Source organism: Frigidibacter oleivorans (genome assembly GCF_003993775.1).
GTDB classification, from domain to species: Bacteria; Pseudomonadota; Alphaproteobacteria; order Rhodobacterales; family Rhodobacteraceae; genus Frigidibacter; species Frigidibacter oleivorans.
This window is the reverse complement of sequence record NZ_RJRZ01000008.1, coordinates 121,632-148,582: the sequence shown is the minus strand read 5'-3', so window position 1 is coordinate 148,582 and position 26,951 is coordinate 121,632. Positions and strand designations below refer to the sequence as shown.

Annotated in this window: 24 protein-coding genes and 1 tRNA gene; 11 read left to right on the top strand and 14 right to left on the bottom strand. The window is 70.1% G+C overall.

Features of this window, described 5'->3' with window-relative positions; genetic code table 11:
• Window positions 1-91: 91 nt before the first annotated feature.
• Complete coding sequence (gene argS / locus EEY80_RS11960) at window positions 92-1,834, bottom strand: arginine--tRNA ligase (RefSeq protein WP_126976792.1); 1,743 nt, start codon at window positions 1,832-1,834, stop codon at window positions 92-94.
• Between the two features lie 146 nt (window positions 1,835-1,980).
• Between argS and EEY80_RS11955 the strand changes: the two genes are divergently transcribed.
• The 3 genes from EEY80_RS11955 (at window position 1,981) to EEY80_RS11945 (ending at window position 4,096) form a co-directional block, all read left to right on the top strand.
• On the top strand, window positions 1,981-2,592 hold the full coding sequence (locus EEY80_RS11955) for a sigma-70 family RNA polymerase sigma factor (RefSeq protein ID WP_235829817.1): 612 nt from the start codon (window positions 1,981-1,983) through the stop codon (window positions 2,590-2,592).
• On the top strand, window positions 2,589-3,314 hold the full coding sequence (locus tag EEY80_RS11950; RefSeq protein ID WP_126976791.1) for an anti-sigma factor: 726 nt from the start codon (window positions 2,589-2,591) through the stop codon (window positions 3,312-3,314). The genes EEY80_RS11955 and EEY80_RS11950 overlap by 4 nt, the downstream gene beginning before the upstream one ends.
• 236 nt (window positions 3,315-3,550) lie before the next feature.
• On the top strand, window positions 3,551-4,096 hold the full coding sequence (locus EEY80_RS11945; protein ID WP_126976790.1) for a fasciclin domain-containing protein: 546 nt from the start codon (window positions 3,551-3,553) through the stop codon (window positions 4,094-4,096).
• Between the two features lie 54 nt (window positions 4,097-4,150).
• Here EEY80_RS11945 and EEY80_RS11940 read toward each other — a convergent pair whose 3' ends face one another.
• The 7 genes from EEY80_RS11940 to EEY80_RS11910 form a co-directional block, all read right to left on the bottom strand.
• Complete coding sequence (locus EEY80_RS11940) at window positions 4,151-4,390, bottom strand: formate dehydrogenase subunit delta (RefSeq protein WP_205749099.1); 240 nt, start codon at window positions 4,388-4,390, stop codon at window positions 4,151-4,153.
• 90 nt (window positions 4,391-4,480) lie between these two features.
• Window positions 4,481-7,378 carry a formate dehydrogenase subunit alpha gene (gene fdhF / locus EEY80_RS11935; RefSeq protein WP_126976789.1) on the bottom strand — a complete coding sequence of 966 codons (2,898 nt, stop codon included), beginning with the start codon at window positions 7,376-7,378 and terminating at the stop codon, window positions 4,481-4,483.
• Window positions 7,375-8,904 (bottom strand): NADH-ubiquinone oxidoreductase-F iron-sulfur binding region domain-containing protein, encoded by a 1,530-nt coding sequence (locus EEY80_RS11930; protein ID WP_126976788.1) that lies wholly within the window; start codon window positions 8,902-8,904, stop codon window positions 7,375-7,377. The genes fdhF and EEY80_RS11930 overlap by 4 nt, the downstream gene beginning before the upstream one ends.
• Complete coding sequence (locus EEY80_RS11925; RefSeq protein ID WP_126976787.1) at window positions 8,904-9,383, bottom strand: formate dehydrogenase subunit gamma; 480 nt, start codon at window positions 9,381-9,383, stop codon at window positions 8,904-8,906. The genes EEY80_RS11930 and EEY80_RS11925 overlap by 1 nt, the downstream gene beginning before the upstream one ends.
• A 152-nt stretch (window positions 9,384-9,535) precedes the next feature.
• A complete protein-coding gene (locus tag EEY80_RS11920; RefSeq protein ID WP_126976786.1) occupies window positions 9,536-11,188 on the bottom strand; it encodes an OFA family MFS transporter in 1,653 nt (550 codons plus the stop codon).
• A gap of 236 nt (window positions 11,189-11,424) precedes the next feature.
• Window positions 11,425-13,434 (bottom strand): sensor histidine kinase, encoded by a 2,010-nt coding sequence (locus EEY80_RS11915; protein WP_235829816.1) that lies wholly within the window; start codon window positions 13,432-13,434, stop codon window positions 11,425-11,427.
• On the bottom strand, window positions 13,427-14,809 hold the full coding sequence (locus EEY80_RS11910; RefSeq protein ID WP_235829815.1) for a sigma-54-dependent transcriptional regulator: 1,383 nt from the start codon (window positions 14,807-14,809) through the stop codon (window positions 13,427-13,429). The genes EEY80_RS11915 and EEY80_RS11910 overlap by 8 nt, the downstream gene beginning before the upstream one ends.
• A gap of 94 nt (window positions 14,810-14,903) precedes the next feature.
• Here EEY80_RS11910 and EEY80_RS11905 point away from each other — a divergent pair, with 94 nt between their 5' ends.
• From EEY80_RS11905 to EEY80_RS11895, 3 genes are all read left to right on the top strand, one after another.
• Window positions 14,904-16,154: an RNA polymerase factor sigma-54 gene (locus EEY80_RS11905; RefSeq protein WP_126976785.1), complete on the top strand. Its 1,251-nt coding sequence runs from the start codon at window positions 14,904-14,906 to the stop codon at window positions 16,152-16,154.
• Between the two features lie 68 nt (window positions 16,155-16,222).
• Window positions 16,223-16,296 (top strand) — tRNA-Gly (locus tag EEY80_RS11900).
• A gap of 337 nt (window positions 16,297-16,633) precedes the next feature.
• Entirely contained in the window at window positions 16,634-17,353 is a 720-nt protein-coding gene (locus tag EEY80_RS11895) for an HNH endonuclease signature motif containing protein (RefSeq protein WP_126976784.1), read from the top strand.
• Window positions 17,354-17,525: 172 nt separating this feature from the next.
• On the opposite strand, the gene EEY80_RS11890 is transcribed toward EEY80_RS11895, so the two are convergent.
• Window positions 17,526-17,738, bottom strand: a complete 213-nt coding sequence (locus tag EEY80_RS11890; protein ID WP_126976783.1) for a hypothetical protein — start codon at window positions 17,736-17,738, stop codon at window positions 17,526-17,528.
• A gap of 206 nt (window positions 17,739-17,944) precedes the next feature.
• Between EEY80_RS11890 and EEY80_RS11885 the strand changes: the two genes are divergently transcribed.
• Genes EEY80_RS11885 through EEY80_RS11875 form a run of 3 tightly spaced genes read left to right on the top strand, consistent with a single transcriptional unit; the run spans window position 17,945 to window position 19,268 of the window.
• A complete protein-coding gene (locus tag EEY80_RS11885; protein ID WP_126976782.1) occupies window positions 17,945-18,295 on the top strand; it encodes a RidA family protein in 351 nt (116 codons plus the stop codon).
• Window positions 18,296-18,318: 23 nt separating this feature from the next.
• Window positions 18,319-18,852 (top strand): TIGR00645 family protein, encoded by a 534-nt coding sequence (locus tag EEY80_RS11880; RefSeq protein WP_126976781.1) that lies wholly within the window; start codon window positions 18,319-18,321, stop codon window positions 18,850-18,852.
• Window positions 18,849-19,268, top strand: a complete 420-nt coding sequence (locus EEY80_RS11875) for an NUDIX hydrolase (protein WP_126976780.1) — start codon at window positions 18,849-18,851, stop codon at window positions 19,266-19,268. The genes EEY80_RS11880 and EEY80_RS11875 overlap by 4 nt, the downstream gene beginning before the upstream one ends.
• Here the strand turns inward: EEY80_RS11875 and EEY80_RS11870 are convergent.
• The 4 genes from EEY80_RS11870 to EEY80_RS11855 are packed head-to-tail and all read right to left on the bottom strand — an operon-like array spanning window position 19,265 to window position 22,322.
• Window positions 19,265-19,783, bottom strand: coding sequence for a GNAT family N-acetyltransferase (locus EEY80_RS11870; protein WP_126976779.1), 519 nt, complete (start codon window positions 19,781-19,783; stop codon window positions 19,265-19,267). The genes EEY80_RS11875 and EEY80_RS11870 overlap by 4 nt on opposite strands.
• 43 nt (window positions 19,784-19,826) lie before the next feature.
• The gene (locus EEY80_RS11865; RefSeq protein ID WP_126976778.1) at window positions 19,827-20,369 is read right to left on the bottom strand and encodes an RSP_2648 family PIN domain-containing protein; all 543 of its coding nucleotides are present in this window, start codon (window positions 20,367-20,369) and stop codon (window positions 19,827-19,829) included.
• A 4-nt stretch (window positions 20,370-20,373) separates the two neighbouring features.
• Entirely contained in the window at window positions 20,374-21,624 is a 1,251-nt protein-coding gene (locus EEY80_RS11860; protein ID WP_126976777.1) for an RSP_2647 family RNA methyltransferase, read from the bottom strand.
• A gap of 38 nt (window positions 21,625-21,662) precedes the next feature.
• Window positions 21,663-22,322: a DUF6778 family protein gene (locus tag EEY80_RS11855; protein WP_126976776.1), complete on the bottom strand. Its 660-nt coding sequence runs from the start codon at window positions 22,320-22,322 to the stop codon at window positions 21,663-21,665.
• Between the two features lie 412 nt (window positions 22,323-22,734).
• On the opposite strand from EEY80_RS11855, the gene edd reads away from it, so the two are divergent.
• Together edd and eda are read left to right on the top strand one after the other, a co-directional pair.
• Window positions 22,735-24,540 (top strand): phosphogluconate dehydratase, encoded by a 1,806-nt coding sequence (gene edd, locus EEY80_RS11850; RefSeq protein ID WP_126976775.1) that lies wholly within the window; start codon window positions 22,735-22,737, stop codon window positions 24,538-24,540.
• A 28-nt stretch (window positions 24,541-24,568) separates the two neighbouring features.
• Window positions 24,569-25,210: a bifunctional 4-hydroxy-2-oxoglutarate aldolase/2-dehydro-3-deoxy-phosphogluconate aldolase gene (eda, locus tag EEY80_RS11845; RefSeq protein ID WP_126976774.1), complete on the top strand. Its 642-nt coding sequence runs from the start codon at window positions 24,569-24,571 to the stop codon at window positions 25,208-25,210.
• 89 nt (window positions 25,211-25,299) lie between these two features.
• On the opposite strand, the gene pgi is transcribed toward eda, so the two are convergent.
• Window positions 25,300-26,931 carry a glucose-6-phosphate isomerase gene (pgi, locus tag EEY80_RS11840; RefSeq protein WP_126976773.1) on the bottom strand — a complete coding sequence of 544 codons (1,632 nt, stop codon included), beginning with the start codon at window positions 26,929-26,931 and terminating at the stop codon, window positions 25,300-25,302.
• Window positions 26,932-26,951: the final 20 nt, after the last annotated feature.

Here is a 26,951-nt window from a genome sequence, read left to right as displayed (position 1 = left end):
CCGCGGATCGCCGCGGGCTGCCGCCTTGCTGCCTGCTCGCTCCGCCCGGCGGCGCCGCGGCGCCCCTCGGGTGACAGGGCGCGCCTGTTGGTCAGCGCATTTCCTCTGCCGGAGTGACGCCAAGGATACCAAGACCTGCGGAAATGACAACGGCCACGGCCCGCGCAAGGGCGATTTTCGCCTGCGAGACCGCCACATCCTCCTGCAGGAAGCGCAGCGAGGTGTCCTCATTGCCCCGGTTCCACAGCGAATGCAGGTCGGAGGCGAGCTCGTACAGGTAGAAGGCCACCCGATGCGGCTCGTTCGAACGGGCGGCGATTTCCACCAGACGCGGCCATTCCGCGATCTTCTTCGCCAGCGCGATCTCGGACTCGTGCCCGTTCCGCGACAGGTCGGCCGCGGCCAGGGTCGCGTCATCGGCGGCGATCCCCTGTTCGGCCGCGCGGCGCAGCACCGAACAGACCCGGGCATGGGCATATTGCACATAGAAGACCGGGTTGTCCTTCGACTGTTCCAGCACCCGGTCGAAGTCGAAATCCAGCGCGGCATCGTTCTTGCGCGTCAGCATGACGAAGCGGGTGACGTCGGCCCCCGCCTGTTCCACCACGTCACGCAGGGTGACGAAGGTGCCCGCCCGCTTCGACATCTTGAAGGGCTCGCCGTTCTTCCACAGCTTCACCAGCTGGATCAGCTTGATGTCGAGCGGCACCCGCCCGCCCGACAGCGCCGCCACCGCCGCCTTCATCCGCTTCACATAGCCGCCATGGTCGGCGCCGAAAACGTCGATCAGCATGTCGAAGCCGCGTTCGACCTTGTCGTAGTGATAGGCGATGTCGGGGGCAAAATAGGTCCAGCTGCCGTCCGACTTCTTCACCGGGCGGTCCACGTCATCGCCATGCGCGGTGGACCGGAACAGCGTCTGTTCGCGCGGCTCCCAATCCTCGGGGGTCTTGCCCTTGGGCGGTTCCAGCACGCCCTCGTAGATCAGCCCCATCTCGCGCAGCCGGTCCAGCGCCGCCTCGATCCGGCCGGTGCCATAGAGCGCCTTCTCGCTGGAATAGACATCCATGGTGACGTTCAGCAGCGCCAGATCCTCGCGGATCATCTGCATCATCCGGTGGGTGGCGAAGTTGCGCACCGTGACCAGCCATTCCGATTCCGGCTTGTCCAGCAGCGCGGTGCCGTAGGTCTGCTTCAGCGCCTCGCCCACCGGGATCAGGTAATCGCCGGGATAAAGCCCCTCGCGGATCTCGGGCTCCAGCCCGTTCGCCTCGCGGTAACGTTCATAGGCCGACCGCGCCAGCACATCGACCTGCGCGCCGCCGTCGTTGATGTAGTATTCCCGCGTCACCGCGAAGCCCGCGAAATCCAGAAGGTTCGCCAGCGCGTCGCCGAAGACCGCGCCGCGGGTATGGCCCACATGCATCGGCCCCGTCGGGTTGGCCGAGACGAATTCGACGTTCACCTTCTGGCCCGCGCCGATGTGGGAACGGCCGAACTCCGGTCCCGCCGCCAGCGCCGCCCGCACCACCCGCTGCCATTCCGCGGGATCGAGGCGCAGGTTCAGGAAGCCCGGCCCCGCCACCTCGGCCGCGGTCAGGCGCGGATCGGCGGCCAGTCGTGCGGCCAGCGCCTCGGCGATGGCGCGGGGCGGCTGGCCTGCGGGCTTGGCCAGCACCATCGCGGCATTGGTCGCCATGTCGCCATGGGCGGGATCGCGCGGCGGCTCTACTGCGACGGCGGACAGGTCGAGCCCGGCGGGCAGCGCGCCCTCGGCGGCCATCTGGCCGAGCGTGTCGACGACCAGCGCGCGGATATCGGAAAACAGGTTCATGACTTCTTCCTCTGACCCCGGCGGGATGCCAGAGGCGGCGCGCGGCGTCAACGGCGGAGGGCCGGGCCGGACGGGGCTGCGCCGCAGCGCTTGCCCTTTCCCCGACGCCGCCTATCTGCACCTCGGAACATGAGGGAGTCGGCCGGATGACAATGGTGGAAACGCCCGCCCACAGGGGCGGACGCGGCGATCATGGCCGGCCGGATTCCACCCCTTCCCCGGACAACGACCCGATCGGCGCCCTGATCCTGCGCGTGGCACGGAACGACCGCGCCGCCTTTCGCGAGCTTCACGCAAACAGTTCGGCGAAACTATTCGGCATCGCGCTGCGTATGCTCAGCCATCGCGGCGAGGCCGAGGATGCGCTGCAGGAGGTGTTCGTCCGGGTCTGGTCGCGGGCCCATCGCTTCGACCCCGCCCGGGCGCGCGGCATGACCTGGCTGATCGCGGTGATGCGCAACCATTGCATCGACCGGCTGCGCGCCCGTCCCGACCTTGTCGAGGATGACGCCGCGCTGGCGCAGATGCCCGGCCCCGGCGCCACGCCCGAGGCGGCGGCGATCGCGGCGGGCGAGGCGCGGCGGATCGCGGATTGCATGGCGCGGCTCGATGCGGACCGCGCGGCGGCGGTGCGCGGCGCCTATCTGGACGGGCAGTCCTACGAGGCGCTGTCGCGGCGCTTCGGCGTGCCGATGAACACGATGCGGTCCTGGCTGCGGCGGGGCCTGATGAAACTGAAGGAGTGCCTCGCGGAATGACGGGCGCGATGTCGGGCACGGACGAGATGGATCACGACGAGGCGCTGGCCGCCGAATACGTGCTGGGGACGCTGCCCCGCACCGAACGGCTGGTCGCGGCCGCGCGGACCCGCACCGATGCGGGCTTTGCCGCGCAGGTCGCGCTGTGGGAAGAGCGTCTGGCGCCCCTGGCCGATGCCTATGAGCCGGCCGCGCCACCGCCGGACATGCTGGCCCGGATCGAGACGCGACTGTGGGGGGTGCAGGCACCCGAACCCGTGGCGCGCGGCTGGCGGCGACGGCTGCGGCCGATGCTGATCGGGCTGGGGCTGGGCACGGCCTTTGCGGCGGGGGTGCTGATCGCGCTGCTGCCGACGCCGGGCCCGGTGATGCTCGACCTCGCCGCGGCAGAGGGGGACGGCCCGCATTTCATCGCCGAGCTGGAGGGCGCCGAGGGCAGGCTGACGCTGGCGCTGGCCGAGGGGCCGGAGCCGTCGCCCGGCCAGGACTATCAGCTGTGGGTGGTCCGCCCCGGCGGCACGCCCGAACCGCAGGGACTGATCCGGGACCGCCGTCTTGCCGTAACGACAGGAGAGTTGCCGGCGGGGACCCTGCTGGCGGTCAGCCTCGAACCCGCGGGCGGTGCGCCGCCCGGCCAGCCGCACGGTCCGGTCATCGCCTCGGTCGAGGTCACGGCAGAGGCCGCGGCCGGGATCGCGGAGGGGGCGCGTTCCGCCCCCTGACGGCGGCGCCGGGCATCGCCCGGCCCGGCGCGAGGCACGGAACCGGACATGACACCGCGCGGCCCAACCGGGGCCGCGGCGGTGCGATCCCCTTGTGAGACTCTGGTTGAAGATCGTCCGGCAAAGATTTGCCCTGTAACAAATATTTCATGGCTCCTGTGCAACCGATCCGCCCGACCCTCCGTATCTCTGGTTGCTCGCGGGGACGGTCCCCGCGTCCAACCGGAGGAACCCAGATGCATCTGACCGCCTATGCCGCCGCCCTGTTCGCCCTTGCCGCGGCCCCGGCCTTCGCCGAAAACCCGATGGTGGGTGGTGCCGCGATGTACGAGGACAAGAACATCGTCGAGAACGCGGTGAACTCGGCCGATCACACCACGCTCGTCGCCGCCGTGCAGGCCGCGGGCCTGGTCGAGACGCTGCAGGGCGAAGGCCCCTTCACCGTCTTCGCCCCCACCAACGAAGCCTTCGCCAAGCTGCCGGCCGGCACCGTCGAGACGCTGCTGATGCCCGAGAACAAGGATCAGCTGGTCAAGATCCTGACCTGCCACGTGGTCGCCGCCAATGCGATGGCCGCCGATGTGTCGAAGATGATCGCCGATGACGGCGGCGCGCACCCGGTTTCGACCGTGGGCGGCTGCACCTTCACCGCGAAAGAGATGGACGGCAAGATCATGATCGAGGACGAGATGGGCAACACCGCCACCGTCACGATCGCCGACGTCAAGCAGTCGAACGGCGTGATCCACGTCATCGACACCGTGCTGCTGCCGAAGATGTAAGACCACAGCCGGCCCGGGCGCATCGTCGCCCGGGCCGGCAGCTCCCGCGAAGGCTCAGGCCGTTTCGGCCGGGCGGCGGATATGCGGGGCCGCCTCGCGGACCAGGGGCTCGAACCCGGCCGCCTCGGCGTCGATCAGCTCGAACAGCTGCCGGCGCATCCGGGGTTCCCAGAAGTCGTTGATATGCGCCGCCAGCCCTTCGGCTGCCTCCGCCCCGCCGCCCGAGCGCGAGGCCATGAAGGTCGCGATCTGGTTGGCCATGCGGATGATCTTGTCGCCGCCCGATGTCGTCATGTCCCCGTTCCCCCTGGCGCAGTCCATCGCGCCTCGCCGTGCCGCAGCGCCGCCCCGGACCGGCCGGGGCGGGTCGCTTCCCTCGCCGCCCTATTCCGCGGCGGGCAGGATGCGGCGGGCGAGGTCGGCCTGTTCCTGATAGCTCTTCTGCCAGTCGCTCGGCCCGTTCGACGGGGCCACCTGCACCGCCGTCACCTTGTATTCCGGGCAGTTCGTCGCCCAGTCGGAATAGTCGGTGGTGATGACATTGGCCTGCGTCTCGGGGTGGTGGAAGGTGGTATAGACCACGCCGGGGCTGACCTTGTCGGTGATCTCGGCGCGCAGCGTCGTCTCGCCCGACCGGCTGGCCAGCCGCACCCAGTCCCCGTCGCGGATGCCGCGGGTTTCGGCATCGTGCGGATGGATTTCCAGCACGTCCTCGGCATGCCAGGCCACGTTCGCGGTGCGCCTTGTCTGCGCGCCGACATTGTATTGCGACAGGATCCGCCCGGTGGTCAGCAGCAGCGGATAGCGCGGCCCGCTGCGTTCGTCGGTGGCGACATATTCGGTGCGGATGAACCGGCCGCGGCCGCGGACGAAGCCTTCGACATGCATCATCGGCGTGCCTTCGGGCGCGGCATCGTTGCAAGGCCACTGGATGGAGCCCAGCCGGTCCAGCCGGTCGAAGCTGACCCCCGCGAAGCTGGGGGTGGTCGCCGCGATCTCGTCCATGATCTCGGACGGGTGGGCATAGTGCCATTCCGGCGCCCCCGCGGCCTTCAGCATCGTGTTGGCGAACATCTGGGTCACTTCCCAGTCGGCCAGCCCCTGCTTCGGCGCCATCACCCGGCGGACCGGGTTGATGCGGCGTTCGGCATTGGTGAAGGTGCCGTCCTTTTCGAGGAAGGACGAGCCGGGGAAGAACACATGCGCGTAATTCGCCGTCTCGTTCAGGAACAGGTCATGGACGATGACGCAGTCCATCGCCGCCAGCGCCGCCGCCACATGCTGCGTGTCGGGATCGGATTGCAGGATGTCCTCGCCCTGGCAGTAGAGGCCCTTGAAGCTGCCCTCCACCGCCGCGTCCAGCATGTTCGGGATACGCAGGCCCGGCTCGGGGTCGATCTCGACGCCCCAGACGCGTTCGTAGATCGCCCGCACCTCGGGGTTCTTGACGTGACGGTATCCCGGCAGCTCATGCGGGAAGCTGCCCATGTCGCAGGAGCCCTGCACGTTGTTCTGGCCGCGCAGCGGGTTCACCCCCACGCCGGGCCGGCCGATATTGCCGGTCAGCATGGCGAGGTTGGCGATGCCGATGACGGTGGTCGACCCCTGCGAATGCTCGGTCACGCCCAGCCCGTAGTAGATCGCGCCATTGCCCGCCCCGGCATAAAGCCGCGCCGCCGCCCGCATTTCCCCGGCCGGAACGCCGGTCAGCGGTTCCACCGCCTCGGGGCTGTGGCGCGGATCGGCGATGAACTCGGCATAGTCCTGGAATTCGTCCCAGTCGCAGCGGCTGCGGATGAAGGCCTCGTCATAGAGCTTCTCGGTCACGATCACATGCGCCAGCGCGCTGACCACGGCGACATTGGTGCCGGGCTTCAGCGCGAGGTGATGGGCCGCGCGGAAATGCGGGCCGTCATGCATCTCGGTCCGGCGCGGGTCGATCAGGATCAGCTTCGCGCCCTGACGCAGCCGCTTCTTCAGGCGGCTGGCGAAGACCGGGTGGCCGGAATGCGGGTTGGCCCCGATCACCACCGCCACGTCGCACTGTTCGACGCTGTCGAAATCCTGCGTGCCGGCGCTGGTGCCATAGGTCTGGCCGAGGCCATAGCCGGTGGGCGAATGGCAGACGCGGGCGCAGGTGTCGGTGTTGTTGTTGCGGAAGACGGCGCGAGCCAGCTTCTGCACCAGATAGGTTTCCTCGTTGGTGCAGCGGCTGGAGGTGATGACACCGATCGACTGGCGCCCGTGCCGGTCCTGGATGGCGCGCATCCGGTCGGCCGCGAAGGTCATCGCCTCCTCCCAGCTGACCTCGCGCCAGGGCTCGTCGATGCGGTCGCGGATCATCGGGCTGAGGATGCGGTCGCGATGGGTGGCATAGCCCCAGGCGAAGCGTCCCTTGACGCAGCTGTGGCCGCGATTGGCCTTGCCATGCTTCCACGGCACCATCCGCACCAGCTCATCCCCGCGCAGCTCGGCCTTGAACTGGCAGCCGACGCCGCAATAGGCGCAGGTGGTGATCACGCTGCGTTCGGGCGTGCCGATCTCGATCACCGATTTCTCGGTCAGGGTGGCGGTGGGGCAGGCCTGCACGCAGGCGCCGCAGCTGACGCAATCCGAGGTCAGGAAGCTGTCATCGGCCAGACCGGCATGCACGCGGCTGTCGAAGCCCCGGCCGGAAATGGTCAGCGCGAAGGTCCCCTGTATCTCTTCGCAGGCGCGGACGCAGCGGCTGCAGACGATGCATTTCGACGGGTCATAGGTGAAATAGGGGTTCGACTCGTCCTTGGGCAGCCATTGCGGATTGGCCCCGCCCGCGGCGTCGCGGGGCTGGAAATGGGTATCCACCGCCTCATAGCGCACGTCGCGCAGGCCGACCGCGCCGGCCATGTCCTGCAATTCGCAATCGCCGTTGGCGGCGCAGGTCAGGCAGTCCAGCGGGTGGTCCGAGATGTACAGCTCCATCACCCCGCGGCGCAGCTGTTTCAGCTTGCCGGTCTGGGTGTGGACCTTCAGTCCCGGCGCGACGGGCGTGGTGCAGCTGGCCGGGGTGCCGTTGCGGCCCTCGATCTCCACCAGGCACAGCCGGCAGGAGCCGAAGGCATCGACGCTGTCGGTGGCGCAGAGCTTCGGCACGGAAATGCCCGCCTCCGCCGCCGCGCGCATGATGCTGGTGCCTTCGGGAACGGTGACGGGGAAGCCGTCGATTTCCAGCGTCACCATCGTCTTCGACCGGCTGGCCGGGGTGCCCATGTCGCGGTCGTCGGGAAGGATGAAGTCTTTCATTCTGCGGCCTCCTTGTGGGTCGCGGTGAAATCCTCGGGGAAGTGGCGCAGCGCCGACAGCACCGGATAGGGGGTGAAGCCGCCGAGCGCGCAGAGCGACCCGGCCTTCATCGTCTCGCACAGGTCGGTCAGCAGCGGCACCGCCGCGCCGTCGCCGCGCCCGATCCGGTCCAGCGTCTCGACCCCGCGCACGGCGCCGATGCGGCAAGGGGTGCATTTGCCGCAGCTTTCGATGGCGCAGAACTCCATCGCGAAACGCGCCATGCGCAGCATGTCGGTCCGGTCGTCGGCCAGCGTCAGCCCGGCATGGCCGATCAGCCCGCCCGCCGCGGCGAAGTCCTCATAGGTGAAGGGCGTGTCGAACAGGGCGCGCGGGAACCAGGCGCCCAGCGGCCCGCCCACCTGCACCGCCTTGACCGGGCGGCCGCTGGCAGTGCCGCCGCCGATGCCGTCGACGATCTCGCCCAGCGTCAGGCCGAAGGCCGTCTCGAACAGCCCGCCGAAGCGCACGTTGCCCGCCAGTTGCAGCGCCATCGTGCCCCGCGACCGGCCGAGCCCGTAGTCGCGGTAGAAGGCCGCGCCGCGATCCATGATCACCGGCACCGACGCCAGCGAGATCACGTTGTTCACCACCGTCGGCCGGCCCATGAAGCCCTGCAGCGCCGGCAGCGGCGGCTTGGCCCGCACCGTGCCGCGCTTGCCTTCCAGCGAGTTGAGCAGGCTCGTCTCCTCGCCGCAGACATAGGCCCCGGCGCCGACGCGCACCTCCATGTCGAAGGCATGGCCGGAACCGAGCACCTGCGGGCCGAGCAGGCCCGCGGCCCGGGCCACGGCGATCGCCTTGCGCATCTGCGCAATAGCATCGGGATATTCGGAACGGATGTAGACATAGCCCATGTCCGCGCCCACGGCGATGCCGGCGATGGCCATGCCCTCGATCAGGGTGAAGGGGTCGCCTTCCATCAGCATCCGGTCGGCGAAGGTGGCGCTGTCGCCCTCGTCGGCATTGCAGACGATGTATTTCCGCGGGCCGGGGGCATCGTGGACGGTCTTCCACTTCACGCCGGTCGGGAACCCTGCCCCGCCCCGGCCGCGCAGGCCGGACTCGGTGACTTCCTGCACGACCTCGGCCGGCGTCATCTGCAAGGCCCGGCGCAGACCGCGCAGCCCGTGATGCAGTTCGTATTCGGCCAGCGACAGCGGGTCGATCACGCCGACGCGGGCGAAGGTCAGCCGCGTCTGCCGCACCATCCAGGGCAGTTCCTCGGTCAGGCCCAAGGCCTTGGGATGGCTGTCCGGCGCGTCGAAGAGCGCGGGCACATCCTCGGGCGTCAGCGGGCCGAAGGCCATGCGCCCCAGATCGGTGACGATCTCGACCAGCGGTTCCAGCCAGATCATCCCGCGCGAGCCGTTGCGGACCACGGTGACATCGCGGCCCCGGGCCGCAGCCTCGCGGCGGACGGCCTCGGCCACCGCATCGGCGCCGAGCGCGCGCGCCGCCGCATCGAGCGGCACATAGATCCGCATCAGCCCATCCCCCCGACCAGCCGGTCCAGCGCCGCGGCATCCAGCCGGGCCACCGGACGGTCATCGACCATCGCCGCCGGTCCGCAGGCGCAGAGCCCCAGGCAGAAGACCGGCTCCAGCGTCACCCGCCCGTCGGGGGTTGTCTCGTGCCAGTCGATCCCCAGCCTTTCGCGCGCGTGATCCGCCAGCGCCTCGCCGCCCATCGCCTGACAGGCCTCGGCCCGGCAGAGGCGCAGGACGTGGCGGCCGGCGGGGGCTTGCCGGAAGTCGTGGTAGAAGGTCACGACGCCATGGATCTCGGCATCCGAGATCAGCAGCGCCCGCGCGATCTGCGGCAGCACGTCGGGCGGGATGAAGCCCACCGCCTCCTGCACGTCATGGAGGATCGGCAGCAGCGCGCCCTCCTGGCCTTGGTGCCGTTCGAGGATGTCCGCCACGGTCTGCGCGTGCACGGACACCGGCCCTGGGTGTATGGTCATGTCTGTCTCCTGCGGCCAGTATAGCGCCGCTGTCGCTGCGAGTTCCAATCGCAAATCCCGTGAAACGATTGAAAACGTCTATCGTCGCGCGGGACCGGCCCCGGATCGTCCGCCCCCGCCGGCCGGGCGGGGGCGGCGCGTCACATCCGGGGTCAGAACAGGGCCGCGGTCTTCACCAGCGTGTACCAGGCCCCCCACAGCACCGGGATCCCGACCCCGGCCCAGGCCAGCGCCGTCATCAGGTCGAAGCGGCCCTTGTCGATCCCGAAGGAGCCGTGCTCGACCCGCGCATCGGCCGAGGCCGAACGCGCCTGCAGCGCCGCCACCTCGCTGGCCGGCATGAACCACTTCTCGTCCAGCGGCCGCACCAGCGCGTTGGCGATCAGGCCGATGACCAGCATCCCGCACAGCACGTAGATCGTGGCGGAATAGGCATCCGCCCCGGTCAGGCCGCGGTCGATCTGGAACTGCCGGATGTAGTTCACCACCACCGGCCCGAGGATCCCCGCCGTGGCCCAGGCGGTCAGCAGCCGCCCGTGGATCGCGCCGACGAACTGGGTGCCGAAGATGTCGGCCAGATAGGCGGGGATGGTGGCGAAGCCGCCGCCATACATTGACAGGATGATGCAGAAGGCCGCGACGAACAGCAGCTGGTTGCCCATCTGCGCGAAAGTCGGCGCCGAGGCATAAAGGATGATGCCGATGATGAAGAAGGCGAAATAGGTGTTCTTGCGGCCCAGCTTGTCCGACATCGAGGCCCAGAAGAACCGCCCGACGATGTTGAACAGCGACAGAAGGCTGGTGAAGCCCGCGGCAATGCCCGCGATGGCGATCTTCTGGTCCGCGTTCAGCTCGGCAAAGCTCAGCTCCGGCAGGCCGATCAGCCGCCCCGCGAAGATTTCCTGCAGCAAGGGCGAGGCCGCCCCGAGGATGCCGATCCCGGCCGAGACGTTCATGCAGAGCACGATCCAGATCAGCCAGAACTGCCGCGTCTTGTGCGCGTCGCGCAGATGCACGTGATGCTGGGTGATCATCGTGTTGCGCGAGGCCGCCGGCGGGGTCCAGCCCTCGGGCCGCCAGCCCGCCGGCGGAATGCGATAGCCGAACGATCCGGCCATCATGAACAGCAGGTAGATCGAGGCCATCACCAGGAAGGTCTGCCAGACGCCCGGCCCCTGATCCGACCGGAAATGCTCCATCAGCCGCTGTGCGAGCGGCGAGCCCACCATCGCGCCGCCGCCGAAACCCATGATCGCCATGCCGGTCGCCATGCCGCGCCGGTCAGGGAACCACTTGATCAGCGTCGAGACCGGCGAGATGTAGCCCAGCCCCAGACCGATGCCGCCGATCACGCCGAGGCCCAGCCACATCAGCCACAGCTGATGCGTCATCGCCCCCACCGCGCCGATGGCGATGCCGCCGCACCAGCAGCAGGCCGAGACGAAGCCCGCCTTGCGCGGCCCCACCCGTTCCAGCCAGCCACCCCAGATCGCCGCCGAACAGCCGAGCAGCACGAAGAACAGCGTGTAGATCCAGCCCAGATCGGCGATGCGCCAGTTGCATTGCGTGGTGAAGAGCGCGGTGAACAGGCCCATCCCGCCGCAGCTGTCGGGCACGGGGCCGGAAATGGCGTTGGTCAGCGGCAGCCAGAATACCGAAAAGCCATAGGCCATGCCGATGCACAGGTGGATGGCCAGCGCCGCCGGCGGCACCAGCCAGCGGTTGAAGCCGGGCTTGGCGATGATCCGCTCGCGGTCCAGGAAGCCGGGCGCGCCGCCGGAATAGCCTTCGATCACTGATGTCATATGTCCCTCCCATCCCCTCGCCGGGGCGATTGTGACGGACCTTCCGCTGGCCATGCCCCGCCCGACGGACGGCGACACTCCTCCGGCACCGGAAGGCTCGCTCCCCTTTCTTATGCGCAGATCGTGCCAGACCGCCGCAGGGCGCTTTTCCGGGCAAAGGCGGGGCTTTCCAGGGACCGGATCGGACAATTTGTCGCAGGCGCGGGGACAGCCTGTCCGGCAAGCGGAGCCCGGCGTCAGCGCGCCTCGGGCAGCCAGAGGGCAAAGCGGCTGCCCTGCCCCGGGCGGCTGGCGGCCGAAATCATGCCGCCCTGCCGTTCCACCAGCGTGCGGCAGACCGACAGTCCCAGCCCCGTGCCCCCCGCCTGCCCGCGGGTGGTGTAGAAGGGCTCGAAGATCCGGTCCAGCACCTCGGGCGCCATGCCGGTGCCCTGATCCTCGACCGCGATCTCGACCCCCGGCGCGCCCTCCCGGTCCGCGTTGCGGCTGACGACGAGGACCTCGCCGCCCGCGGGCATGGCGTTGATGGCATTGACGATCAGGTTGACCAGCACCTGCTGCAGTTCCACCCGGTTCATCAGCACCTGCCGGCTGGATCGCCCGTCGGCGCGCAGCACCGCCCCCGCCCGCGTCAGCATGTGCCGCACCAGCGGCAGGCAATCCGACAGCGCGTCGCGCGGATCGGTGCGGGCGGTCCAGCCGGCATATTCCTCGGGCCGGGCGAATTGCAGCAGCCGGTCCACGATGCGGCTGATCCGCTGCACCTGTTCGTCCATCAGCCGCAGTTCCGTCTCCGCCGTCACGCCCGCATCGGCAAGGATGTCGCGCAGCAGGTCCAGATTGCCCTGGATCACCGCGACGGGGTTGTTGATCTCATGCGCGGCCGAGGCGGTGATCTCGCCGATGGTGGCGAGCTTTTCCGACAGCAGCAGCTTGCGCGTCGTGTCCTCGACCCGGGCGTTCAGTTCGTCGTTCCAGCGGCGCAGTTCGCGGTCGCGCTGTTGCAGCAGGTCCAGCAGGTGGTCGAGATGGCTCGCCACCCGCCCCACCTCGTCGCCGCGGTCGGTGACGCCGGTGCGCGCCTCCATCCGCCCCGCCTCGACCTGCGCGATGGTGTCGGTCACCTTCTCCAGCGGGCGGAACACGCCCTGCGCCCATCGCAGGAAAACCGGGATCGACACCGCGGTGACACCCGCGAAGCCCAGCAGGACCAGCCAGATCGTCGCCCGTTTCGCCGCGGCGAAGGGCGCCTCGAGAAATCCCACATAGAGCATCCCGATCGGGCTGCCGGCGCGGTCGCGGATCGGCTCATAGGCCGAGATATACCAGTCGTTGACCACGAAGGCGCGGTCGAGCCAGGTCTCGCCGCCCTCCAGCACCTTCCGCCGCACCTCGGCCGAGACCCGGGTGCCGAGCGCGCGGCGATCCTCGAACAGGCGCACATCGGTCGAGATGCGGACATCGTCGAGGAACAGCGTCGCCGTGCCCTCGCTGCCCTCGGGCAGGCTGCCGGCGCGGTAGACGAGGTCGTTGATCGTGTCGATGAAGCCGAGATTGCGGTTCAGCAGCACCCCGCCCGCCAGAACGGCAGTCCCCCCGTCCATACCCGCATCCATACCCGCCCCGGACCGCGCCGCGACCAGCACGGCCGACACGATCAGCATGCCGCGATCCTCGGCGCTGCGGCGGGTGGGCTGGGCATTGGGCGTGGGCACCAGCGCCAGCCGCGCCCGCTCGGCTAGGTCCGGCGACAGCCGCGCCAGATCCGCCCCCGCCATGATGCCGATGCCGGTCGCGGCCTGCCCCGCCGCCACCTGCCCCGCCGCCGCCAGCCGCACCTCGGCGGTGTCGGCCAGCGGCCCACCGCCCGGGCCGGGCGGCACCAGCAGCAGGAAGTCCAGCCCCATCTCGCGCCGCCGCCGGTCCAGCAGCGCGGGCAGGTCGGGCGCGGTGGCGAAGGCGACCGACTGGCCGAGCGCCGCAATCTGGTCGCCATTCGTCTCGAGGATGCGGGTCAGGTATTGCCGCGCCACCGTCAGGTCGCTGTTGACCTTGGTGATCAGCAGGTCGTCGAATTTCGCCGACCAGCGCACCATCGTCACGCCGAGCAGCGCGGGCAGGATCACCAGCGTCGGCAGCAGCGCGATCGCCAGCAGCCGGTGGCGGATCGACCCGCGCCAGGGACCGCGCCAGCCGGGCCGCCCCGACGCCGCGGGCTCCGCCCCCGCCATGCCGGCCTCAGCCATGCCAGTCCTGCAGCCGGCGGTCGATGGTCTTGCGCGAGATGCCGAGCCGCGCCGCCGCCGCCTCTCGGTCGCCCTCGCAAGCCGCCAGTGCGGCGAGGATCGCCCGGCGCTCGATCTCGGCCAGCGAGCCCTGCAGCGCCTCGTCGGCGCCGGCCCGGGGTTGCGACAGGGCGGCGAACCGGCCCTGGATCAGCGCGCGCTCGATGGTGTTGCGCAATTCGCGGACATTGCCCGGCCAGTGATAGGCGGCGAAATCGGCCCGCACCTCGGGGGTGATCGCCACCGCGGGCATCCCCAGCTGGCGCGACAGCTTGGCCATGAACAGGTCGGCCAGATCCTGCACATCCTCGCCCCGCTCGGCCAAAGGCGGCATGTGGATCGTCAGCACGTTCAGCCGGTACAGCAGGTCCGGCCGGAACCGCCCTTCGCCCACCGCCCGGTCCAGGTCGGCATTGGTGGCGAAGATCAGCCGCACGTCCACCGCCACCTCGCGTTCGGCCCCCAGCGGGCGGATGCGCCGATCCTCCAGCACCCGCAACAGCTTGGCCTGCATCGGCAGCGGCAGCTCGCCGATCTCGTCCAGCAGCAGCGTGCCGCCCCTGGCATGGGTGAACAGGCCCTCGCGGTTCTGATGTGCGCCGGTGAAGGCGCCCTTGATGTGGCCGAAAAGTTCGGTTTCCACCATGTCGGCGGGGATTGCCGCGCAGTTGACCGGCACGAAGGGCCGGTCGGCGCGGGGCGACAGTTCGTGGATCATCCGCGCCGCCACCTCCTTGCCGGTGCCGGATTGCCCGGTCAGCATCACCGAGGAGGGCAGCGGCGCCACCCGCATGATCATGTCGCGGATGTCCCGGATCGCGGCGCTTTCCCCTATCAGCCGGTCGCGCAGCAGGATGTGGTCGTCGGTGGCGCGCAGCTGATGGCGCAACACGTGGTTCTCGCGCTCCAGCCGGGCGCGTTCCAGACAGCGGGCGACGGCGTTCAGGATCTGGTTCGACCGGAAGGGTTTCAGCACGAAATCCGAGGCCCCCGCCTGCAGGGCGAGGATCGCGGTTTCCAGATCGGCATAGGCGGTGATCAGGATCGCCGGCGGCACCAGCCCCGAGGCGCGCTGCGCGGCCAGCCAGTCCACCCCGCGGCGGTCGGCCATGATGTTGTCGAGGATCACCACGTCGTAATGGCCCGCGGCCAGCAGGGCCTGCGCCTGATCGGTATCGGCGGCCAGATCGACGCGGCGGCAGCGCCGGCCCAGCGACCGGCCCAGGAAGTGCCGCATCCCCTCTTCGTCGTCGATCACGAGGATCGCGGCGCGGGACAGGATCTCGTTGAAATAGGGCGCAGGGCCGCTGTCCACGGCCGTCGCTTCCATCGCCATCGCTTGCCCTCCGGCGGCCGCACCGGGCCGTCCTCCCTGCGGGAGGCTTGCATTTCACGCCCGTCCCGGCAAGCCTCGGCTGAGGGAGGCCGCCTTGCTATCGACGTCACAGCGCCCGTCACTGCACCCGTCACTGCGCCCGTCACAGCGCCCCTCGGCCCGGATGACGGCAGGGCTGGCCCGCACCGTCGCGCTGCTCGCCCTGCCCGCCCGCGATCTTGTGCTGCGGCTGCGGGTCGAGGCGGCGGCGAACCCGGCGCTGCTGCTGGAGGCGCCGCCGGCCGCGCCCGGGACGGGAGCAGGCCCCGGGGCGGACCGGAGTGCGAACTGGCTGCCCCCCGCCTTCGACCCCGGCGGCGTCACCGCGCCGCCGGACAGCCTGATCGCCCATGTCCTGCGGCAGATCGCGCGGGCGGACCTGCCGCCCCCCGACCATGCCATCGCCATCGCGCTGGCCGAGGCGCTGGAACCCACCGGCTGGCTGGGGGAACCGGTGGCGCAGGTCGCCCGCCGCTGCGGTGCCGATCCGGCCCGGGTGGAACAGGTTCTGGCGCGGCTGCAGCGCGGGCTCGATCCGCCGGGCCTGTTCGCGCGGTCGCTGGCGGAATGCCTGCATCTGCAGCTGCAGGCCGAGGGCACGATGACCCCGGCGGCAGAGGCGCTGCTGTCGCATCTGCCGCTGCTGGCCGAGGGGGGTCCGGGCGCGGTGGCGCGGGCGACGGGGCTGGCGGAACCCGATCTGGCGCGGGCGCTCGGGCAGATCCGGGCCTGCGACCCGAAGCCGGGGCTGGCCTTCGCCGCGCCGCCCCCGCCCGTGCCGCCCGCCGACCTGCTGCTGCGCCGCGGGGCCGAAGGCTGGTCGGCGGTGGTCAACCCGCACCGGCTGTCGCTGCGGGTCGTGCCGGGCCTGCCGGGCACGGCCGCGGCCGCGGCGCTGGTCCAGGCGGTCGAGGGGCGCGACCGGATCGCGCTGGCGGTCGGCCAGCGTCTGGCGCGGCACCAGTCGGGATGGCTGGAGGGCGCGGCGCTCGCCGGTATCACCGCGCGCGATCTGGCCGGGGCCACGGGCTTTGCGCTATCCACCGTCAACCGCTGCCTGACCGCCGTCACCGCCCGCACCCCGCGCGGCACGATACCGCTGAGGTCGCTGGTCTCGGCCCCGGTGGGCGACGCCGGCGGATCGCGGGCGGCGATGCTGACCCGGCTGGCCGAGCTGCTGCGCGGGGCCGGCGCGACCCGCCCCAGCGACCGCGAACTGGCCGAGACGCTGGCCCGCGAAGGCCTGCCCGTCGCGCGCCGCACCGTCGCCAAATACCGCGCCCGGCTGGCCGGCGCCGGTTCCTGAGGCCCGGTCCGGCGCCGAGAACAGCCCCTTGAACCGCCGCCGGCAGTGATGATAGATACCACGGCACTGCGGGTGTAGCTCAATGGTAGAGCAGAAGCTTCCCAAGCTTACGACGAGGGTTCGATTCCCTTCACCCGCTCCACTAGGCTTCCCCTGACATCTAATTGGAACTGCGGCATTTCGCGCCCAGCATCGATCAGGTTGGAATTTGCAACTTCATCTCCTTAGGTAAGAAGACCTCGAAGAATTTCTTCCTTTGACCACGCCCGGTTGTCGGCCTAGAAACAGCGGTTTACCCGCTTGACACCAACCGCGGAACAACCTTTTGTCCAGCAATCGCGTATTTTCTATTCGGCAGACTGTTTGAGATACATCAAGCGATGTCCCCAGCAAACATGACACGCCGCCCGCCCGCGTCAGTTCGTCGCGCCCTGAGAGCAGAAGCAGGGTTTGGCTGTGCCGCATGCGGAAACCCCATCTTGGAATACCACCACATCATTCCGTGGTCAGAAAGACATCACTTCGAAATAGAACACATGGTCGCGCTTTGCCCCAACCATCACCGCGAGTACGGTAAGATGTCCAGGAATCAGGCATATCAGGTTAAGCGGAACCCAATAAACGTCCGCAACAAGCGGCTAAAGGGACTATTGGTAACCAACCGCACGAACCAATCCCTCGTTGTTGGCGCGGTGCGGTTCCAAGGGATAAAAACGGCCATCTCTGTCTTCGATCACCCTGTGATCGGTCACAGTGTCGTCGATGGAGAGATCAAGATCAATTGCTTCATCCCAAACAGCAACTACTTGGCCGAGATTGAAGTAAAATCGAACGACTTCAGCGCCGAGATAGACTCGTTTTGGGACATAGAGTTCAGATCAAACTATGTGTGTTTCAGAAAGAGGCATGGTGAAAACTTCCTCTCGATAGACTTCCGCGGCGATGACGTTGTAATCTGGGGCCAGTTCGAACTTGCGGGACGCCTGCTTAGAATGAACCGTGAGGAATTTAGGTACGGCAACTACGGCGCCATGAGTGGCTTTAGCTTCTCTGGTTCTTCAGAGCATATCGCTTTCGGCCTCGGAGCGCCCGAATTAGTTCTCGAAAGAGCAAATCACGCCAAGCTTGTGCCATCTCCGCGACTAAGACATCGGCAAAATGGCGAGTTGATGCCGCTACCTGTTTTTAGGCTACCGTGATTTTGAGACTGGATTCGAGCAACGGGTTGCCGGCGGTACGAGGGATACCTCATACCTTCTAATTCGGCCTTACCCTGATATTGAACAGGCCACTCGCTTAGTCCGACACGCACGCGTCTACCTTCTCGAATCGTCCGCCTTCACCGTCTCCATCCCCGCACCCGACCGCCCCTCAGGGCGACTCGTCCTGCGCGGCGGGCTCCGTCGGTTCGCCGGGGGCGCCGGGCTGGGTGTCGGGCGGGGCGATGGCTTCGGCCTCGGGGTCGGGCAGCGGCGTACCCTCGCCGCGCCAGAGGCAGCCATAGAGCACGATGCCCGCCAGGATCAGCGCCGCGATCGTGGCGAGGGGCAAGCCGAAGCGGGCCTCCTTCTTCGGTTCGGGCATGGTCTCCTCCTTCGGCAGTTCCGGTCGGCCGGTCCACAGCGGGAACAGCGGCCGGGAGGGGAAGTTCCCGGCCCCCCGCCGCATCCCCGCAGCGCCCGTGCCAAGTCGCGCGCGCACCGCCCTCGGGTCGCCCCGGCCCCAGATCGCCTCTGGCGGGGTGGGCGGGGCTTCGCTAGAACCGTCGCGAAGCAAGCGAGGGACCCCGCATGACCACCATCACCCGCCTCGAATCCGGCCCGCGGATGAGCCAGGCCGTCACCTGCAACGGCCTTGTCTGGCTGGCGGGACAGGTCGGCGCCCCCGGCGCCAGCGTCACCGAACAGACCCGCGCCGTGCTGGCCGAGGTCGACCGGCTGCTGGCGCTGGCCGGGTCGGACAAGACGCGGATCCTGTCGGCGCAGATCTGGCTGGCCGACATGGCCGATTTCGCCGAGATGAACGCGGTCTGGGATGCCTGGGTGCCGCAGGGCCATACCCCCGCCCGCGCCACCGGCGAGGCGAAGCTCGCCACCCCCGACTACCGGGTGGAGATCATCGTCACCGCGGCCCAGGGCTGAGCGTCGCGCCCCGGGGGATCGCCATGGAACGGATGATCGAACGCACGCTCTTCGCCAGCCGCTGGCTGATGGCGCCCATGTATCTGGGGCTGGCGGCGGCGCTGGTGATCCTCGTCTACAGCTTCCTGATGGAGCTGCTGCGCTTCGCCGGGATGCTGCCCGGGCTGACGGTGGACGATGCGGTGCTGGGGGTGCTGGCGCTGATCGACCTCAGCCTCGCCGCCAACCTGCTGGTGATCGTGATCTTCTCGGGCTACGAGAATTTCGTCAGCCGCATGGACCTGACCGCGCATGAGGACCGGCCCGACTGGCATGGCGAGGTGGATTTCTCCTCGCTGAAGCTGAAGCTGGTGGCCTCGATCGTCGCCATCTCGGGCATCCACCTGCTGAAGGTGTTCATGGACGTGGACAAGTACACCCCCGACAAGATCCGCTGGATGGTGATCATCCATCTGGTCTTCGTGATCTCGGGCGTGCTGCTGGCGCTGATGGACTGGATCGCGATGCAGTCGAAGGGGCTGAAGAAGCCGAAATCTCCGGTCATGGTCCAGCCGTGACCGGGCCTGCCGCCGGAACGGTGCCGCGCCCGGTGCCGGCGGTGCTGGCGGTGGTGCTGCGCGGGCCCGAGGTGCTGCTGGTGCGCCGGGCCAATCCGCCGGATGCGGGCCTCTGGGGCTTTCCCGGCGGCCGGATCGAGCCGGGCGAGACGCTCGCCGGTGCCGCCTGCCGCGAACTGGCCGAGGAGACGGGCCTGACCGCCCGCCCCGGCCCGGTGATCGACGCGCTGGATGCCATCGGCGACGGGTATCACTACATCCTGATCGCGCTGGTCTGCGACGCCCCCGACGGCGCGCCGGTCGCCGCCGACGATGCGCTGGAGGCCGGCTGGCACCGGATCGCCGCGCTGTCGGACGACGATCCCCGGTTCAGCCGCGACGTGGCCCGGCTGGCGCGGAAGGCGGCGGGCCGCTAAGGGGCAGGCTGGGGGGCGGGCCGCAGGAAGCGCTGCTCCATCACCTCGCGGCCCCAGCGGTCGCCCGGGCGTTTCTCGACACAGGCGAAGCCTTCGGCCTCGTACAGGTGCCGCGCCGCGTCCAGCCCGGCGAAGGTCCACAGCTCGATGCCGGAAAACCCCGCCGCGTCGCAGAAATCCACCGCCGCCCGCAGCAGCCGCCGCCCCGCCCCCTGCCCGCGCAGCGCCGGATCGACGATGAACCAGCGCAGATGCGCGGGGCCGGGCCAGCGGTGGCCGTCGATGGCCACCGACCCGAGGATCGCGCCCCCGGACCGCGCCGTCCAGATCGCGCTGCGCGGTGGCGGATCGGCGCAGAACCCCGCCAGTTCGCGCGCCACCAGCGCCTCGAACCCGTGGTCGAAGCCGGCGGCGGCGGCATAGTGGCGCCCGTGCATCTCGGTCACGCGGCCGATGACGCCGGGGCCGATGCCCTCGACGATCGCGACCGGCGTTTGGTGGCTTTCCTGCGACATGGGCCGAGCGTGGCACGGGCGCGGGCGCGCCGCAACGACCCCCTCAGGCCGTCAGCGCCTTTCCGAAGCGCGGCAGCTTGGCGCGCTTCATCAGCGCCCGCATCGGCTGCGGCTGGCCCGACAGCCGTTCCGCCTCGGCCCGCACCGCCTCGGCCACGGCATCGACCGTCTGGCGGTCGTCGGCGCGCAGCAGCAGCAGGAACTCGTCGGGATGGATCGCGTCGATGGCGGCGGGGGCCATGGCCCGGCGGGGAAAGTCGCGCAGGTTCAGCGTCACCAGGCAATCCGCCCGCCCGGCGATGGCCGCGGCCAGCACATGCCGGTCGTTGCGGTCGGGCAGGTCCAGCGGCTCCTCCGCGCCCGGGGGCAGCGGGACGCGCGCCTGCGGAAAGGCCAGATCGGCGGCGACGATCTCGCCCCGCGCCAGCACCTCCTGCCCGGGGCCGAGCCGGGCGGCGGCGCGGGCCCATTCCTCGGCGATGCGGTCGGACCAGAGCGGTGTCACCAGCCCCGCCCGTGCCACGCCGAACAGCAGTTCGCGCAGCACCGTGGGGTACAGGACGCAGGCGTCCAGCAGCGCCCGCATCGCGCTAGCCGTCCAGCCGGAAGGCCAGCGCCTTCAGATAGGCGCTTTCGGCCAGTTGCGGCAGCATCGGATGATCCGGCCCGGCAAAGCCGGTGTGGATCAGCTGCCCGCGCCGGCCGGCCCGGCCGATGCCGCGGGCGCTGGCATTGCGGAAACTGGCCAGATCGGCGGCATGGGAACAGGAACAGAGGATCAGATAGCCCCCCGGGGCCACCAGCCCCGCCGCCTTCAGCGCCACCCGCTCATAGGCACGCAGCCCCGCCTCCAGCGCCGGCTTGGCGGGGGCGAAGGCGGGCGGGTCGCAGATCGCCAGGTCGAAGCGCGCGCCTTCCGCCGCCAGCGCGTCCAGCGTGTCGAAGGCGTCGCCCTGCCGTGTCTCGAACCGCTCGGCCATTCCGCCCGCCGCCGCGCCCTGCCGGGCAAGGTCCAGCGCCGGGGCCGAGGCATCGACGGCCAGCGCATGGGCCGCGCCCCCCGCCAGCGCCGCCAGCGCAAAGCCGCCCACATGCGAGAAGACGTCGAGCACCCGCGCCCCTCGTGCCAGCCGCGCGGCGAAGGCATGGTTCGGGCGCTGGTCGTAGAAAAGCCCGGTCTTCTGCCCGCCGAGCAGATCCGCCATGTAAGTGGCCCCGTTCATCGGCACCGGGATCGGTCCGTCGATCTGCCCTGCCAGCAGCGCCGTCTCCTCGGCCAGACCCTCCAGCCCGCGCGACCGGCCGGTGCCGTTCTTGACGATGGCAGTGACGCCCGTCGCCTCGGCCAGCGCCGCCGCGATCTCGGGCAGCAGGGTTTCGGCCCATGCGGCATTGGGCTGAATCACCGCCGCCGCGCCGAAGCGATCGATGACCACGCCGGGCAGGCCGTCGGCCTCCGCATGGACCAGCCGATAGAAGGGCTGGTCGTAAAGCCGTGCGCGCAGTTCCAGCGCCCGCCCGATCCGCGCCGCGATCCAGCCCCGGTCGATGATGGCGGCCGGGTCGCGGTCCAGCACCCGTGCCACGATCTTCGAGGCCGGATTGACGGTGACGGTGGCCAGCGGCCGACGCTCGGCATCTTCCAGCGTGGCGAGGGTGCCGGGTGTCAGCGCCTGCGTGCGCCGGTCCAGCACCAGTTCGTCGGCATAGACCCAGGGAAAGCCGTGGCGGATGGCGCGCGCCTCGGCCTTGGGGCGCAGGCGCACGACCGGGCGGCCGCCGGAAGAACCAGCGGCGGAGATGGGTTCGGCGGGTTCGGAACGATCGGATGGGTCGGTCATGCCCCCATCTAATCGGTCCCGGACCTGCCGGAAAGGGCTCAGTTGAACCCGACCGGCAGCGCCGCACGCGCGACCAGCCGGCGATCCGGCCCAACCGGGGGTTGCGACAGTTCCGCCTGCACCGCCGCGCCGATCCGGTCGACGATGCGCTGCCGGTCCACCTGCTGCGCGGCCTGCGCCCCCCAGGTCTCCAGATCGGCAGAAACGAGCCGGGGCCCGTCGATGGCGGCCCCGGTCCCGGCATCGCGCACGGTCAGCACGAAATGCACCGTATGCACCCCGCCGGTGGTGTAGCGGGCCTTCTCGGTCAGCGAATGGAAGCGGCGCAGCTCCGCCTCCACCGTCACCGGCACGCCGGCGTCCATCCCGGCGGTGGCTCGGTCCAGCCCCTCGGCCAGGATCGCGCGCACCTGCGCATGGCGGTCGCCCTGCGGCTCGCCCCGCCAGACGATATCGGCCAGCGGATAGAGCCGGTTCGCCTCCGACACCTTCAGCGTCGGCGGCACGGTCACGGAAATCTGCCGCACGTCATAGCGCGGCGCCGCGGCGGCCAGCGCCGGGGGGGCCTGCATGGCCGTCGTCTGCATGGCCGGCGTCTGCATGGCCGGCGTTTGCGCGGCGCGCGACGAGATGTCGGATCCGCCGCAGGCCGATATCGCGAGCGCCACGACCAGCGCGGCGAACGGGGAAAGTCTCATCCTGATCGTCCTCGTCATGGGTGCTTCTTGGGCGGGCCGGCCGCCATGCGGAACTATGGCGGCGGTCTGCGGCCGAATTGGGGAAGACCTGCAGCGGCGCGGCGGAATGTTTCGGGCGATGATGGCAATCCCGCAGCGGCGCGAGCGGGCCCCGCCCCGGCACAAAGAGGGATTGGCTTGCCGTTCCGGCTGCGCGATACTCGGCCCGACCGCCCGAACAGGATCCCGAACCGCCCCCGCCTGCGCCGCCGCTGCTTGCGCTGTTAGCGCTATCGGTGTAGAGCCGGACGCGACAGTCCGGCGCTGCCCCCGGGCCCTGTGCCGGCCGCGACGGCCCCGCGACGCGGGGTCCGACCCCAGCCTCGCACGGCGCCGCCCGCCTGACGCGCCGTCCTGACCGCAAGGATGCCAGATGCCGATTCACCCCGCCATCGCCGCCGTCACCGACCGGATCCGCGTTCGTTCCGCCGCCAGCCGCGCCGCCTATCTCGACCGCATGGGCCGCGCCGCCGAGGCCGGCCCCGCCCGGGGCCACCTCGCCTGCGGCAACCAGGCCCATGCCTATGCCGCGATGGGTGAGGACAAGGCGGCACTGGCCGAGGGCCGGCTGCCCAATATCGGCATCGTCACCGCCTATAACGACATGCTGTCGGCGCATCAGCCCTATGAACGCTTCCCCGACCTGATCCGCGCCGCCGCCCGGGCCGCGGGCGCGACCGCGCAGGTGGCGGGGGGGGTGCCCGCGATGTGCGACGGCGTCACCCAGGGACAGACGGGGATGGAACTGTCGCTGTTCTCGCGCGACGTGATCGCGCTCGCGGCGGGCGTCTCTCTCAGCCACAACACCTATGACGCGGCGCTTTTCCTCGGCGTCTGCGACAAGATTGTACCCGGCCTGATCATCGCCGCCGCCACCTTCGGCCATATCCCTGCGGTGTTCCTGCCGGCGGGGCCGATGACCTCGGGCCTGCCCAATGACGAAAAGGCCAAGGTCCGGCAGAAGTTCGCGACGGGCGAGGTCGGCCGCGACGAACTGATGCGGTCGGAAATGGCCAGCTATCACGGCCCGGGCACCTGCACCTTCTACGGCACCGCCAACACCAACCAGATGCTGATGGAGTTCATGGGCCTGCACCTGCCGGGGGCAAGCTTCGTCAACCCCAACACGCCGCTGCGCGACGCGCTGACCGTGGCCGGGGTGGAACGGGCGGCGCAGATCACCGCGCTTGGCAACGACTACCGCCCCGCCGGCCGGGTGCTGGACGAACGCGCCTTCGTCAACGGGCTGGTCGGGCTGATGGCCACCGGCGGGTCCACCAACCTCGTGCTGCACATGCCGGCGATGGCGCGGGCGGCGGGCATCCTTCTGGACATCGAGGATTTCGACGCCGTCTCGCAGGTGGTGCCGCTGATGGCCAAGGTCTATCCCAACGGTCTGGCCGATGTGAACCACTTCCACGCCGCCGGGGGCCTGCAATACATGATCGGCGAGCTGCTGGAGGCGGGGCTGCTGCATGACGACGTGGTGACGATCGCAGGCGACGGGCTGTCGCGCTATACCGCCGAGCCGAAGCTGCGCGACGGCCATCTGGTCTGGGAAGACGGGCCCGCGGCCACGCAGAACGACAAGATCCTGCGCCCCGCCACGGACCCGTTCCAGAAGACCGGCGGCCTGCGGCAGCTGTCCGGCAATCTGGGCCGGGGGGTCATCAAGATCTCGGCCGTGGCGCCCGAACGCCATGTGATCGAGGCGAAGGCCCGCGTCTTCGCCGATCAGGAAGAGGTCAAGGCCGCCTTCAAGCGCGGCGAGTTCACCGAGGACACCATCGTCGTGGTCCGCTTCCAGGGGCCGCAGGCCAACGGCATGCCGGAACTGCATTCGCTGACACCGACGCTGGCGGTGCTGCAGGATCGGGGCCTGCGGGTGGCGCTGGTCACCGACGGCCGCATGTCGGGCGCCAGCGGCAAGGTTCCCGCCGCGATCCATGTCAGCCCCGAGGCGGCGGCGGGCGGCCCGCTCGCCCGGCTGCAGGACGGCGACCGGATGCGGCTCGACGCGGTGGCGGGACGTCTGGAGGTGCTGGAACCGGGGTTCGACACCCGTGTGCCGGTCACCGCCGACCTCTCCGCCAACCGCCACGGCATCGGCCGCGAATTGTTCGAGGCCTTCCGCCGCACCGTCGGCCCCGCCACCGAAGGCGCGGCGGTCGTCGTCTGATCGCCGCCATCCTGAAGGAGACTTGCCCATGACCCCCGCCGAACAAAGCGCCGAGGCCCGCCGCATCTGTGCCCTCGCCCCCGTCGTCCCGGTGCTGGTGATCGAGGATCTCGCCCATGCCGAACCGCTGGCGCGCGCCATGGTGGCGGGCGGGCTGCCCGCGCTGGAGGTGACGCTGCGCACGCCGGTCGCGCTCGACGCGATCCGGGCGATGGCGGCGGTCGAAGGCGGGCAGGTCGGGGCGGGCACGCTGCTGACGTCCGCGGATGTGAAGGCCGCGAAGGCCGCGGGCGCCACCTTCGGCGTCTCACCCGGCGCCACCCCCGCGCTGATCGCCGCCTGCGAGGATGAAGGCCTGCCGCTGCTGGCCGGCGTCGCCACCGCGACCGAGGTGATGACGCTGCTGGAGGCGGGCTATACCGCGATGAAGTTCTTCCCCGCCGAAAATGTCGGCGGCGCCGCGGCGCTGAAGGCGCTTTACGGCCCGCTGCCGCAGGCGGCCTTCTGCCCCACCGGCGGCGTCAGCCTGAAGAACGCCCGCGATTACCTGTCGCTGCCGAACGTGATCTGCGTGGGCGGCAGCTGGGTCGCGCCCAGGGCCGAGATGGCGGCGGGCAACTGGTCCGCGGTCGAGGCGCTGGCGCGCGAGGCGGCGGCCCTGCGCGGCTGAGCGCCGGGCGGCCCCTGCGGCTGACCCAAATATCCCGGGGGTGAATTGGCCGGCACGGCCAAGAGGGGGCAGCGCCCCCTCGCCCGCCCCTACCCTCGCGCGTAACCCGCCAGCATCAGGGTCGAGCCGTCCTTGCCCGCGCCGTCGCTGTCGCCCGACAGCACCGGTTCCAGCGTCAGCGCCAGTTCCTTGCCCAGTTCCACACCCCACTGGTCGAAGGAGTTGATGCCGAGGATCACGCCTTCCACGAAGACCCGGTGTTCGTACAGCGCCACGATCTGGCCCAGCACGAAGGGCGTCAGCTTCGGATAGGCGAGCGTGGTCGAGGGGCGGTTGCCGGGGAAAACCCGGTGGCGGGCCTGACGGTCCCGTTCCGCCCCGTCCAGCCCCTTCTTCGCCATGATCGCCGTCGCCTCTTCCAGCGACCGGCCGCGCAGCAGCGCCTCGGATTGGGCAAGACAGTTGGCGACCAGCAGGCGGTGCTGATGGGCAAGCCCGGGCTCGTGCCCCGCGCGGGCGAACAGGAACTCGCACGGCACCACCCGGGTGCCCTGATGGATCAGCTGGTAGAAGGCGTGCTGGCCGTTGGTGCCCGGCTCGCCCCAGACGACGGGGCCGGAATTCACCGGCAGCTCCGACCCGTCCATCGCCACCCGCTTGCCGTTCGATTCCATCTCCAGCTGCTGCAGATAGGCGGGCAGCCGCGACAGGCGCTGGTCATAGGGCAGCACGGCGCGGGTGGCATGGCCCAGCACCTGCGCATGCCAGATCCCGACCAGCGCCAGCAGCACCGGCAGGTTGTCTTCCAGCGGCGCGCTGCGGAAATGCGCATCCATGGCGGCGCCCCCGGCGAGGAAGGCGTCGAAATCCTCGGGCCCCACCGCGATCGCCAGCGACAGGCCGATCGGCCCCCACATCGAATAGCGCCCGCCGACCCAGTCCTCGAAGCCGAAGACCCGTTCCGGCGCGATGCCGAAGGCGGCGGTCCGCTCTGTCGCGGTCGAGACGGCGGCGAACTGGCTTGCCGGGTCTGCGACCCTGGCCGCCATCCAGCGTTTCGCGCTGTCGGCATTGGTCATCGTCTCGATGGTGGTGAAGGTCTTCGAGGCGACGATCACCAGCGTCGTTTCCGGGTCCAGCCCGGCCAGCACGTCATGCACATGCGCCCCATCGACGTTCGACACGAAATGGCAGCGCGGCCCGTCGGCATAGGGGGCGAGCGCAAGGCAGGCCATCGCCGGCCCGAGGTCGGACCCGCCGATGCCGATATTGACGACATCGGTGATGGCGCCGCCCTGCCCGGTGAAGCGGCCCTCCCGCACGTCGCGGGCGAAGGCGTACATCGCCGCATGCACGGCGCGCACCCCCGGCATCACGTCGCGGCCATCGACCGTCACCGATCCGCCGAGGTTGCGCAGCGCGCTGTGCAGCACCGCGCGGCCTTCGGTTTCGTTGATCTTCGCGCCGGTGAACATCGCCTCGCGCCGCGCCTCGACCCCCGCCGCGCGGGCGAGGTCCAGCAGCAGGCCCAGCCCGGTGTCGCAAAGGTTGGTCTTCGAGAAGTCGAACAGTATCTCGCCGCCCCCCTCCGAAGCCCCGTCCGAGCCCAGACGGCGCGAGAAGGCCGTGGCGCGGTCGGGGCGGGCCTCGAACAGCGACAGGATGGACCGGTCCGCCACGGCGTCGCGATGGCGGTAGAGGGCGTCCCAGGGGCTTGGCATCGTCGGGTCTCGCGGCTGAA